This is a genomic window from Candidatus Neomarinimicrobiota bacterium (assembly GCA_018647265.1).
GTDB lineage: Bacteria > Fidelibacterota > Marinisomatia > Marinisomatales > TCS55 > TCS55.
Genome location: JABGTK010000115.1, coordinates 25,644 through 38,237, shown reverse-complemented (window position 1 = coordinate 38,237; position 12,594 = coordinate 25,644). Strand labels below are relative to the sequence as shown.

At 37.7% G+C, this 12,594-nt stretch carries 13 protein-coding genes; all 13 read left to right on the top strand.

What is annotated here, in order from left to right; all coding sequences use genetic code 11:
- Nucleotides 1-804: ATP-binding cassette domain-containing protein (locus tag HN459_06795; GenBank protein MBT3479157.1), on the top strand; the 804-nt coding region annotated here is incomplete at its 5' end.
- Between the two features lie 10 nt (nt 805-814).
- A complete protein-coding gene (locus tag HN459_06790) occupies nt 815-1,927 on the top strand; it encodes a glycosyltransferase (GenBank protein MBT3479156.1) in 1,113 nt (370 codons plus the stop codon).
- Between the two features lie 12 nt (nt 1,928-1,939).
- Nucleotides 1,940-3,037, top strand: a complete 1,098-nt coding sequence (locus HN459_06785) for a hypothetical protein (GenBank protein ID MBT3479155.1) — start codon at nt 1,940-1,942, stop codon at nt 3,035-3,037.
- 23 nt (nt 3,038-3,060) lie between these two features.
- The gene (locus HN459_06780) at nt 3,061-4,203 is read left to right on the top strand and encodes a hypothetical protein (GenBank protein MBT3479154.1); all 1,143 of its coding nucleotides are present in this window, start codon (nt 3,061-3,063) and stop codon (nt 4,201-4,203) included.
- Nucleotides 4,204-4,255: 52 nt separating this feature from the next.
- Nucleotides 4,256-5,248 (top strand): glycosyltransferase family 9 protein, encoded by a 993-nt coding sequence (locus HN459_06775; GenBank protein MBT3479153.1) that lies wholly within the window; start codon nt 4,256-4,258, stop codon nt 5,246-5,248.
- Between the two features lie 109 nt (nt 5,249-5,357).
- On the top strand, nt 5,358-6,662 hold the full coding sequence (locus tag HN459_06770) for an inositol-3-phosphate synthase (protein ID MBT3479152.1): 1,305 nt from the start codon (nt 5,358-5,360) through the stop codon (nt 6,660-6,662).
- Between the two features lie 51 nt (nt 6,663-6,713).
- Nucleotides 6,714-7,373, top strand: a complete 660-nt coding sequence (locus tag HN459_06765) for an NTP transferase domain-containing protein (protein MBT3479151.1) — start codon at nt 6,714-6,716, stop codon at nt 7,371-7,373.
- A 21-nt stretch (nt 7,374-7,394) separates the two neighbouring features.
- Nucleotides 7,395-8,483 carry a hypothetical protein gene (locus tag HN459_06760; GenBank protein ID MBT3479150.1) on the top strand — a complete coding sequence of 363 codons (1,089 nt, stop codon included), beginning with the start codon at nt 7,395-7,397 and terminating at the stop codon, nt 8,481-8,483.
- Between the two features lie 55 nt (nt 8,484-8,538).
- A complete protein-coding gene (locus HN459_06755) occupies nt 8,539-9,267 on the top strand; it encodes a phosphocholine cytidylyltransferase family protein (GenBank protein ID MBT3479149.1) in 729 nt (242 codons plus the stop codon).
- A 21-nt stretch (nt 9,268-9,288) separates the two neighbouring features.
- Nucleotides 9,289-9,939 carry an HAD-IB family phosphatase gene (locus HN459_06750; protein MBT3479148.1) on the top strand — a complete coding sequence of 217 codons (651 nt, stop codon included), beginning with the start codon at nt 9,289-9,291 and terminating at the stop codon, nt 9,937-9,939.
- A 72-nt stretch (nt 9,940-10,011) separates the two neighbouring features.
- On the top strand, nt 10,012-11,271 hold the full coding sequence (locus HN459_06745; protein ID MBT3479147.1) for a citrate (Si)-synthase: 1,260 nt from the start codon (nt 10,012-10,014) through the stop codon (nt 11,269-11,271).
- Between the two features lie 59 nt (nt 11,272-11,330).
- Entirely contained in the window at nt 11,331-11,867 is a 537-nt protein-coding gene (locus HN459_06740; protein ID MBT3479146.1) for a CBS domain-containing protein, read from the top strand.
- Nucleotides 11,868-11,997: 130 nt separating this feature from the next.
- Nucleotides 11,998-12,579 carry a hypothetical protein gene (locus tag HN459_06735; GenBank protein MBT3479145.1) on the top strand — a complete coding sequence of 194 codons (582 nt, stop codon included), beginning with the start codon at nt 11,998-12,000 and terminating at the stop codon, nt 12,577-12,579.
- Nucleotides 12,580-12,594 lie beyond the last annotated feature (15 nt).

Sequence of the window (12,594 nt, the reverse complement as noted above, 5' to 3'; positions counted from 1 at the left end):
GAGCGGATATTTGAGTTATTAGATACTCCACCGGAAATAGTAGAAAAGCCAGATGCAGTCGATTTGGGCAATTTCCAGAAATCGATTGAATTTGACAGTGTCCATTTTGAATACAACGATGGCGATGATCGTGTATTGGATGAAGTGAGTTTTACCATTAACAAAGGTGAGGTTGTTGCTATGGTGGGACCCAGTGGTTCTGGGAAATCCACTATCGCTGATCTGATTCCTCGCTTTTATGATGTATCTAAGGGTGCCATTCGGATTGATGGCCATGATTTGAGAGATGCAGCTTTAGCCTCCATCCGCGGGAATATGGGAATTGTAACCCAAGAGGTAATTTTATTTAACGATTCCATCCGAAATAATATCGCATATGCCCAACCAAATGTTAGTGAAGATGCCATCCGAAAGGCTGCAACTGCCGCCAATGCCTTAGAATTTATCGAACAAACACCTAAAGGATTTGAAACATTGATCGGTGAACGAGGTGTGAATTTATCCGGTGGACAGAAACAGCGGTTGGCTATCGCAAGGGCTTTGCTTAAAAATCCTCCGATTTTAATCTTAGATGAGGCCACTTCCGCATTGGATACAGAATCAGAAAAGATGGTCCAGAATGCAATTGAGGAGCTTATGAAAGACCGTACCGCATTGGTCATAGCCCATAGACTATCTACGGTGCAAAATGCTGATAAAATTATTGTGATTGATAAAGGCCGAGTGGTGGAAACTGGTACCCATAGTGAGCTTTACAAGAATGGCGGATTGTATCGTCGCCTTTATGATATTCAATTCGACTAAGGCCAATGCAATGGGAAAAAAATTAAATATATTTTTTAGTAATTCTATCTCTTCTCATAAATGGGGCGGTGGCGAAAAATGGATGGTGACGGCAGCCAAAGGATTGAGCGAAAGAGGCCACCGCGTGATGGTTTCTGGAAAGAGCAATTCAATTTTTCTTTCAAACGCACGCAATCATGGATTGGCAATTATTCCATTGAACTTTTTGGAAGATTATAATCCATTCAAAATTTGGTATACAAAACGTATTCTCAGACGAGAAAAAGTAGATGTCATTGTTTTGAATTTAAAGAAAGATATCCGTGTAGCCGGGATCGCTGCCCGAAAAGCAAAAGTGCCGGTAATTATCGCTCGAAATGGAATCCAGCTTTTCAGAGACATATGGAAACATAAAAAAACGGCCGGATTGGTGGACGGGATTATCACCAATACAAATTCAATTCGTGATGTATATAATCAATTCTCATGGATGGATGGGAACAAGACCAAAGTGATTTATAATGGACTGAAAATGAACGGGGCCATTGAACCGCAAAATATTCATGACATTTGGAATATTCCAAAAAACCATGTGGTTTTTGTGGCGGCAGGCCGATTAACCATTCAAAAGGGATTTGATCTCTTAATAAATGCAATCAGTGATGTGAAGGATTCATTAAAGCCATTTTCCGTTCTTATCGCCGGTACGGGAAAGGAGCGAAAAACTCTGGAGAACCTAATTACAAAAAAGGGGTTAGTCGGAACAGTAAAGTTAATCGGGTTTCAACATGAATTATCTAGAGTTATTCAAGCTGCTGATTTTGTCATTATGCCCTCTCGCCATGAAGGTATGCCGAATGTTGCCATGGAAAGTATGGCCTTGGGAAAGCCCGTTTTTGCCTCCAATGTAAATGGTGTGCCTGAATTGATAAACCACCGAAAAACGGGTTATATCATGGATGAATTAACAGTGGATGAGATTTCAAAAGCGATCCGTTTTGGTATGGACAATCACGGCAGTGAAGAAATAAAAAATTGGGGTATAGAAGCGAAACAGCAAATCTCTAACCAGTTCACATTTGATGGTATGTTAGACCAACTAGAATCATATTTTTATACCCATATGAATATTTCACACCGTTAGTAATTGTCCTAAATGACAAAAGTACTTTTCGAAAATCATCATCTTTATTATTTACCCAATTTTCTTCCAATCATAGATGAAATGCGCCGCCGGGGCGGATATGAAATAGCGGCCTCAATCCCGACCATGATGGATTGGAAAGAGAAGGATATATTTTACAAAGCTTGCCAAAAACTAGATATTGAAACCGAAGTCGGGGCCGATGAGAATGACCGATTAGATAAATTGAAAAAGGCAAAATATGATGTAGTTGTGGTGGGTAATGTGGGTCAGCTCAATCCCATTGTTCATCCAGAAACTTTGGCCGTCATGGTTTATCATGGTATTGGGTTGAAGCAGTCCTACTATAATGATATAGATAAAAGGATTGATCTCCGTTCGGTGGAATCAGAACCACGAATGAAAGAATTGAAATCCCATGGACATAATAATTTGACTCTCACTGGATTTAGTAAATGCGATCCGCTCGTTCTAAAGGAAGATTCTAATGAATTTGAACTTGAAAAATTCGGGTTAGATCCAATCAACAAAACAGTCCTTTATGCACCCAGTTTTTACCCATCGTCTTTGGATCAATTAGCGCCTGTATTGGGGCAAGTTAGCTTCGAAACCAATATTATTATTAAGTTGCATAATTTCAGTTGGTATCAGGATCGATATCTCTATCAGAGTAAAGAAATGCAGAAATTAGCCCAAAAGTATGCCAACATCTATTTAGCGCCAGCAGAGGATTATAACATCATTCCGTACTACAAAATGGCTGATCTAATGGTGTCGGATATTTCATCCACTATGTTTGAATATCTTTATTTAAACCGTCCCATCATTATGGCCGAGTGCCATACCCTAAGGTTGAAACATAGAATTTTGAAAAATCGTTTTTTGAAAAAAATGGACCTCAGTCGGATGGAAGGAATTGATTTTACAATTCGAATGGATAAACCTGAAGATTTACCGGCCCTTGTTTATCATGGTCTTGAATATCCTAATGATTTGGTTGATGAACGGTTAAGTGCCCAAGAGGAATATCTATATAAAGTTGACGGGAAGGCTTCTTATCGATTGGTTGATGCCATCGAAGATAAACTGACACGAAATAATAAGGATTAAATAAGTTTAGTACTAATATGGAAATGTCAAAACCAATAAAAGATGGAGAACCAATCGTCTTCCTTTTCATCCATGGTTTGCATCATTTATACCATATGGTTACAATACCTTTTGAATGTGCTCAGATTATAAGAAATCATCCGATTATAATCATTTCTGTTAGTGAAGAGCATACAAGGATATTAGAGGAAGTTTCAAATAAATACCCAAATAATAAGTGTGAAATAATTACATTATCTCCCCCGATTCGCTATCGTTTTTTAAATTATAAAAAAAAATCTTATGTTTCACCGTTGGATTCCTTTCCTAAGATAAAACCACTATTAAAGAAGGCAGGGGCTGTTATTAGCACCTCCCATCCTACACCGCGTATTTTAAAAAAAATTGGTATTTCAAAACCGATAATGATTTATATAGATCACGGATGCGGGGATCGAAAATATAGTTTCGAAGCATCATTACGTGAATATGATTATTTACTTATTTCTGGAAAGAATACGCAAAAGAGATTAGCTGAAGAAAACGTAGCTAATCCAGAAAAAACAAATATTATTGGTTATCCAAAATTTGACAATACCATAGACATTAAAGATTTAGGTCAAAAGTTATTTCGTCATAACAGAAAAATTGTTTACTATGCGCCTCATTGGGAACCGACACTGGCTTCCTATAAAAAATATGCACATAAAATTATGGAATATTTTAAAAATGATGACCGCTACAATTTAATTTTTGCGCCACATACACTATTGAAACATTGGTCTCATAAATACAATTATAATATGGACTTTCATTCAAGTGATAATATTCATGTTGATTTTGGAAGTCGTTTAAGTACTGATACATCTTATGTACAATTAGCAGATTACTTTATTGGGGATGTTAGTAGTTTAATTTATGAATGGATAGGTATTCGTCCGCGACCGGCCGTGTTTTTAAATGCCCATGATGTAGACTGGAAAAATAATATAGATTACAGACATTGGGAATATGGTCCTGTTATAGATGATATTGATAATTTATTAGGGGCCATGGAACAAGCAGTACAGCCTCATTGGCTTAAGTTGCAGGCTGAACGGGTAAAAGAATATATGGATACGAATGAACAATCCCCTTCGAAACGAGCAGCTCTTGCAATTATGAATCGATTAGAAGTAACCAGTTGAATTACACCTATATTATTCCATTTTTGGTTAAAAAACAGGGAAGGTGTAATAATTGAGAATTGGTGTATTCTGTCCGAATTGGGTGGGCGATGCTGTTATGGCATTACCTTTTTTAAATGCCTGCCGAGATGCAAACCCTGACGCCACCATTATTGCGATTTGCAAATCATGGGTGGCACCCATTTATGAAAACCACCATACCATTGATGGTATTATTTCATTCCATAAAAAAGATCTGACCGGATTCAGAGCTACCGATAATGCTGGGCGAAGTTTGAAAGCGTTGGATCTAGACCGATTCTATTTGCTGTCCGATTCATATCGAGCCGCCTATTTGGCCAAAAAATCAGAAACAGCTGTCCGCATTGGTTACCCGGGGCAGGGCAGGTCGGGATTACTTACTAAAATTATCCCCAGGCAAAAAACAAAAATGCATCGATCATATAAATATCTCAATTTATTAGGGCACTCAAATGGTGAAATATCTATCGGAAGTGACGGTATCGTACTGCAAGATAAAGAAAAGGAGTGGGCCAAAGATGAATTGGTCCAATTAGGGATTTCAGATCCGATTGCATTTTTCCCATTCAGTGTAGCAACGTCTCGTAGTTTACCCCAATTAAAAGTTCTAGAAATACTGGAGAAAACAGCCGAACCAATATTGATTTTAGGAGGAAAAGGGGACCAGTCTAGGGCAGAAATTTTGGTGGATGCATCTCGAAAAGATAATATCCATACTGTTGCAGGCCATTATGGATTAAGAAAAAGTATCGCCTTGATATCCATTTGCAGGGGCGCAGTTGGGGCTGACAGTGGATTGGGTCACATTTCAGCTAATTTGGGTGTGCCTACCGTATCTCTTTTTGGCGCCGGCGATTCTAAATCAACTGGACCAATGGGGCTGAAAACACGAATTATAGATGAGAATGTTCATTGCAGTCCATGTTTAAAAAACAAGTGTCATAATAGCATCGAACCATTATTATGCCTGGAAAAAACCCATCCTGATTTACCTTGGAAATTATTATCAGAACTCTGGGTATAAATCCAAAAGGGATATTGACAGAAATTAATAAGTAATCATTGAATAAAGTTGGGGCAGAAATTATGTAATTTTGCGCCTATTAATTAAATATTTTTAAAAAGGAATCAAAATGGAAAATGTAAAACCTAAAGGAAAACTGGGTATTCTTATTCCTGGAATGGGAGCGGTTGCCAGCACTTTTATCGCAGGAGTTGAAGCAATTAAATTAGGAAAGTCAAAACCTATTGGAAGTATGTCACAGATGGGAACGATTCGGTTAGGAAAAAGAACAGAGAATCGTACACCAATAATAAAAGAGTTTGCACCACTTGCAGATTTGAATGATTTGGTTTTTGGTGGATGGGATATTAACGAAGAAAATTTATATGAAATATGTGTTCGGTCAAATGTATTAGACAGAAATTTAATATATTCCATGAAAGAGTCTTTGGAGAAATTAGATGTATGGTCAGCCGTATTTGATCAAAATTTTGTTAGAAGGTTAGAAGGCAATTTTGTTAAAACTGGTCCAGACAAAATGGATTTAGCTAACCAAGTTGAAGAAGATATTAATAATTTTACCAAAAAACATGATACGCGGGCGAATGTGATGATTTGGTGCGGTAGTACTGAAATATATTTTAAGCATAGTGATGTTCATTCTACACTTGAAAAATTTGAAGCAGGACTTCGCAATAATGACCCGGACATTTCCCCCAGTATGATTTACGCCTATGCTGCGATAAAAAATGGTATTCCATTTGCGAATGGGGCTCCGAATTTGACTTCCGATATCCCGGCGTTATTAGAAATGGCAAAGTCAACAAAATCACCTTTGGCAGGAAAAGATTTCAAAACAGGTCAAACCTTGATGAAAACTATTCTTGCTCCTGGATTGAAAGCTAGACAACTTGGAATAGAGGGATGGTTTTCAACAAATATTTTGGGTAACAGGGATGGGGAAGTATTAGATGATCCAGACGCGTTTAAAACAAAGGAAGAAAGTAAACTGGGTGTATTAGATTATATCCTTCAACCGGATTTATATCCAGACCTTTATAAAGACTTATATCATAAAGTTAGAATTAATTATTATCCTCCCCGCGGAGATAACAAAGAAGGCTGGGACAATATTGATATTTTTGGATGGTTGGGTTATCCAATGCAAATTAAAGTCGATTTTCTTTGTCGTGATAGCATTTTAGCGGCACCAATATGTTTGGATTTAGTCTTGTTTTTAGACTTGGCTAAAAGGGCAGGTATGGGTGGAATTCAAGAATGGCTCTCCTTCTTTTTTAAAAGTCCCATGACCCTTCCAGAGTTATATCCTGAGCATGATTTATTCGTTCAGCTAGCGAAACTTAAAAACACTCTTCGACATATCATGGATGAAGAATTAATAACCCATCTTGGACTGGACTATTACGAAGAATAGCAGATGAAATTGATTATCATTGCCGCCGGTCAAGGTAGCCGAATCAGGTCTATGACGGATGGCATTCCCAAAACTTTGTTAAAGTTGAAGGGAAAATCATTATTAGATCGGGTTATTGAAAACGCCGTTTCAGTGGGAATCAAAGATGCTGTAATTGTTACAGGGTATAGAAGTCCAGATTTGGTATCATATGTTGATAGCCAAAATTATGATATAAATGTTGAAACCATTTATAACGCGAATTGGGATAAGGCAAATGGTCTAAGTGTTTTAGCAGCAAAGCCCTTAATACCCCAAGGAGAACCCTTTCTAATTTCAATGAGTGATCATGTGTATGATGCCCAATTATTAGAGAAAATTATTTTGAGTAGTTTAAAAAAATACGATGCATTAGTGGGCTTAGATTTTCGAATTAACGAGATATATGATATTGACGATGGAATGAAAGTTTCAGTTGATAATAATACAATTTCAAAAATTATAGGTATGTCAAAAACCCTTCCTGAGTTTGATGCAATAGATTGTGGTGTCTTTAAATGTAAATTTGATTTCTTCAATGCATTGGAAGCTGCCAATGAATCAGGTAATTGTAGTTTAGCTGATGCATGTAATATGTTAATTGCTAAAAGTCGAATGGGGGGTGTGGATATCGGTAATTCATTTTGGATGGATGTTGATACGCCAGAAGCTTTTGAAGAATTAGTTAAATAATTTGATTGCTTAATTTTTAATATGCCAGCGCAATTTAATTTATCAAAACCAATCTATTATTATGCTAATCAAATATATGAATACTCATTTGTAAAATTAATTTATAGCCATCTTGGAGGGACTTTTTTAGTCCGGAAGCCCAATCGAGAATTCCGTGCAAAATGGTATTTCCGCCAGAGTCAACGTAAACTATCTAACAGTCTGGCTTTTGCTGAACGGCCAAAAATATTAGTGAAAAATGTGAATGATATTCCCTTTGATTTGCCGGGAGTAATTATTTCAAACAGCAATACGATAGTTCAACGTAACAAGGATATTGTCAAAGCGATTTTTATGGGGCACGGCACTGGAGATAAGCGTTATGGTGGGAAAGCCAGTGCTTTAGAGTCATATGATTATCATTTTATCTCTGGACCAAAACATATGGAGAAGTTAAAGGATTCGAATGTAAACATTCCGGATAAAAACTTAGTAAAAATTGGGAATGCCCGTTTTGATGAAATTGTAAATAATGAAATTGATATTTTGGCTTATGCAAACTATTTGGGTATTAAAGATAAAGATCGAAAAACTATATTATATGCCCCAACCTGGAAATGGGGAGCCGGTACGCTTCATAAATATGGATATAAATTCTGCCAGGAGTTAACCAAAGAATACAACCTAATCATTCGACCCCATTATTTCGATCGAAAATATATACTAAAATTTAAATTATGGGCCAAGTCCAAAGGCCTAAAGCATATATATTTTTCGAATCCAGCAAATATATTATCGAATGATACCATGTTCGATTTTGCTGTTTCAGATATGTTGATTAGTGATACGTCCTCAATTCTTTATGAATATCTAATTACTCGAAATCCGATTATTATAGCGAATACTAACCATGTAGATTTACATAATATGCCAGCGGAAATGGATATTTCTACGATAGCAAATCGTATGGGGGAAAAGGACGATATAATTAAAGTGGTGGAAAATGTTTTTGCCAACCATCATTCCAATAATTTCGAAAAAATGCTTCATCATTGTTTTTATTTTAATGATGGTAAATCCATAGAGAGAATTTCAAATTTTTTATCTTCAACCAGCTTAGAACGAAATTAATTATTTTTATAATATATTTCTATAACAATAAGTATTCGGAGCTAATTTAACTATTATGAAAGCTATAATTCTTGCTGCTGGTGTTTCTCGCCGGCTTTATCCACTTACCTATGAAATTCCCAAATGTCTGATCGAGGTTGGGGATAAACCTATTTTGAACCACCAGTTGGAAGCTTTAGAATCCTGCGGTATTACAGATATAATTATGGTGTTAGGTTATTATCGTGAAGCTATCATGACCCATGTTCAATCCCAATTCCCGGATATAAATTTTGAATTCGTAATCAATCACCATTATTTTGAAACAAATACGGCCTATTCACTTCGTCTCTGTAATAAGTCGCTTAATGGCAATCCTTTTGTTCTCATGAATGCTGATGTACTTTATCCAAAAGAAGTTCTGAAGCGGGTGATCAATTCAGCTTATGATACTGCATTAGCTGTTGAAATCAAACCTTGTGGCAGAGAAGAAGTAAAGGTTATTGAGGGAGAGAACAACCGTTTAGTGGCTATAGGGAAAGAATTAATTGAAAGTAATTCACTGGGTGAATTTATTGGAGTGGCAAAGTTTTCTGCTGAATTTTCAGTAGCGTTTGAAAATTCCCTAGATCGATTGATTGCAGCTGGAGGCACAGCCGATTATTTTGAAGCGGCCATTCATCCACTCATGGCTGACCACAAAGTTTATTATGAAGATGTATCAGATTTGCCATGTATTGAGATTGATTTTATCGAGGACTTGGAAAAGGCTCGTAAACTGGTTAATTCGGACTGGTTCAAATAAGATTTCGTGTTCCCCGATCATTTGATCATCGACTTCGACAGCACTTTCATTGCCAAAGAATCTTTGGATGAATTGGCCCATACTTCACTTATAGACCATCCGGAAAGAACCGAACGATTAGAAAAAATTGAAAGTTTGACCAATGCTGGTATGACTGGAGAGATATCCTTTGATGAATCTCTATCACAACGAATGTCCTTGCTTGACGCTAACCGAGATAATGTTCGTGCCGTTACTATGGCTTTATCCAAAAAAGTAACACCATCATTTGAAAGAAATCGGTCTTTTATTCAAGAAAATGCATCACATATTATTATAATCTCTGGTGGTTTTCGGGAAATGATCATTCCAATTGTGTCGATGTTTGGCATTACTACCGAGTACGTATTTGCCAATGAATTTATTTATGATGAAAATAATCATATTGAAGGGGTGAATTCAAAAAATGTCCTTGCTCAACCCGGTGGAAAAGTTGCTCAGGCAAAGGCATTAGGACTATCGGGGAAAATTCATGTAATGGGGGATGGCTTTACAGATTACCAATTGAAATCGGAAGGGCCGGCAACACAGTTTTATGCCTTTGTAGAAAATATCCGCCGGGAGAATGTTTGCAGTCTTGCGGATGGCATTTTATCCAATTTTGATGAATACGTCAATATTGTCGTCGATTAGACAGATATTTATTCTTCAAATTTTAGTAAATTGCATTTCAATTTAGACTAATATTTTTGAATTAAGGTTATTATGCTTCAGAAAGTACTTACAGAAAAAATCTCCCAATGGCAGGATGAAATCCGGTCAATTATAAAAGAAAAGGGGGATGTGAAAATTAGTGATGTGACGGTTTCCCAGGCCTATGGCGGGATGCGTGGCATCAAGGGGCTCACTTGTGAAACGTCTGCTGTTTCTGCCGATAAGGGGCTCATCATCCGTGGTTATCCATTATTGGATATCACCCATATTTCACCGGAAGAAGTTTTCTATCTTTTACTTACTGGTGATTTGCCAGATGCGAATGCGCTTTCCGATATACAAAATCAACTAAGGGAGCACCAAGAAGTCCCAGATTATGTTTGGAATATTTTGGAAGCAATGCCGGAGAATTCCCATCCCATGACCATGTTCACCACGGCTATCCAAAGTATGCAAGTGGACAGTCTTTTTGCCAGCAAATATGATGAAGGTATACCCAAAGCTGATTTTTGGAAATGGACATTAGAAGATGGGCTTCGATTGGTGGCTAAACTTACAGGCATCGGTGCCGGTATTTATAGAATGCGGTTTAATAAAGGTGGCCGAATCGCCCATAATAATTCTTTAGACTGGGCAGGAAATTTTGCCCATATGCTGGGGATAGAGGATGATGATTTCAAGAAATTGATGCAACTTTATCTTATGCTCCATTGCGACCATGAAGGTGGAAATGTAAGCGCATTTAGTGCCTTGACTGTGGCATCGGCACTTTCGTCTCCTTATTTATCAGTTTCAGCTGGACTTAATGGTCTCGCTGGACCTCTCCATGGATTGGCGAACCAGGAATGTTTAAAATTCGTATTGGAAGTACGAGATCATTTTAATGGCGCACCTTCTACCGAAGAACTGAAACAATTTTGCTGGGACAGATTGAATAATGGACGGGTTATCCCTGGATATGGCCATGCAGTTTTACGCTGCCCTGATCCTCGCTTTACTGCCTTTGTAGATTTTGGAAAAGAACATATTCAAGATGATGATATTTTTTCAATCGTCGGTTCTCTTTTTGAAGTTGCTCCACCCGTTCTTCAGGAACAAGGGAAAGCAAAAAATCCATGGCCTAACGTGGATGCCGCTTCCGGATCATTGCTTTATTATTATGGCCTGAAAGAATTCAATTATTATACGGTGCTGTTTAGTATATCCCGCGCCATGGGAATGATCTCTCAGATGGTCATTAATAGAGCACTTGGGATTCCCATTACGCGGCCCAAATCTGTTACATCTGAATGGATAAAACAAAATGCCTGATTGGCGAATTTGTATTCCCTTTGAGAATATTGTAAATTCAGTAAACTGGAGACATGATTATGCAAAACGAATTTGATGATGAATTAACCCGAATGGATGAATTGGAAAATGCTTCTGATATGACACTTAATAAAGCTTTGTCTCTTGATGATACCATTTCAAGTCTTGAATTAAGGGACCATCCCACTGTGCAAACGGGCACAAGCCTTCAATCGGTTATTGATATTCTCCGAAAGAAAAAAGTGGGCTGTGTCATGGTTGAATCTGGTGGAAAAATTGTAGGCGTTATGACAGAGCGGGATTTCTTGTTGCGGGCCATTTCCAAAGGATTGGATACGGAAAAAGAGATTATTGATGATTACATGACTTCCAATCCAGAAACACTCCAGGCCAATGATCCCATCGCCTTTGCCCTAAATAAAATGCATGTATTTGGTATCCGCCACATTCCAATTATAAATCAGGATAATTCCATTCATGGCATGGTTTCTGTGAAAGATGTGATTGCCCATATCGGTAACTATTTTGCAGATCAAATTGTGAATTTACCCCCGCAACCAGACCGAAAGGCTTTGGATCGTCCAGAGGGGGGATAATATTCTCTTCATTAGTTTTTTTGATCCGTCAAAGTTTCGACGGTTCATTCTAATAAATTTCGCCATCCTTTTACTTTCAGGATGCGCATCACACCCAACCATCAATCCCCATTTACCGGAAGCGGGTAAAGTGAAAAAAGGATACGCACTTTCTACAGAAAATGTGTTTCCCTATTTGTGGTATCGCAAAGGAATTACGGACAAAAGTGAAATCGGATTTAGGATCGGCTTACCCATATATGGCACGGGTATTGATTACAGTCGCGTCCTCTATCAAAAGGACAATAAATGGGATATGATTAATTTGGCCTGGTCCGTAAACCCGAACTTTAATATGGATGCCACATATTACAAATTCAAGACAAAGAAAAGTGCTAACGGCTTTTTGAAATCCCGCTGGTGGGGTATTCGGGGTATGATTATCCGAAATGGAATTACCAATCATGCCAGCAATCGGCTGGGCTTTCTTATGGGTTTTCAAAGTAATCCACGTTGGGGAATGGAATTTGGTTATTTTCACGATCCCACATCCATGCCAATTACGCAATTATTCAATCCAAACTGGGATCCCATAGGCGATGGTGTATCAAACCGATTTGCTGATAAGCCCATGAAAGATTCCGCCACGGGATTTCCATCTGAATATTCACGCTTGACGGGACTATCTCTCAGTATCTTCTTTGATCTGGATGCGCCGAAGAAGAAAAAGTAATTATTCTTTTTTAAG

Coding starts and splice junctions, on each gene's coding strand:
- HN459_06745 (MBT3479147.1), top strand. CDS start 10,012: ATGCTTCAGAAAGTACTTACAGAAAAAATCTCCCAATGGCAGGATGAA.
- HN459_06780 (MBT3479154.1), top strand. CDS start 3,061: ATGTCAAAACCAATAAAAGATGGAGAACCAATCGTCTTCCTTTTCATC.
- HN459_06770 (MBT3479152.1), top strand. CDS start 5,358: ATGGAAAATGTAAAACCTAAAGGAAAACTGGGTATTCTTATTCCTGGA.
- HN459_06760 (MBT3479150.1), top strand. CDS start 7,395: ATGCCAGCGCAATTTAATTTATCAAAACCAATCTATTATTATGCTAAT.
- HN459_06785 (MBT3479155.1), top strand. CDS start 1,940: ATGACAAAAGTACTTTTCGAAAATCATCATCTTTATTATTTACCCAAT.
- HN459_06755 (MBT3479149.1), top strand. CDS start 8,539: ATGAAAGCTATAATTCTTGCTGCTGGTGTTTCTCGCCGGCTTTATCCA.
- HN459_06740 (MBT3479146.1), top strand. CDS start 11,331: ATGCAAAACGAATTTGATGATGAATTAACCCGAATGGATGAATTGGAA.
- HN459_06765 (MBT3479151.1), top strand. CDS start 6,714: ATGACGGATGGCATTCCCAAAACTTTGTTAAAGTTGAAGGGAAAATCA.
- HN459_06790 (MBT3479156.1), top strand. CDS start 815: ATGGGAAAAAAATTAAATATATTTTTTAGTAATTCTATCTCTTCTCAT.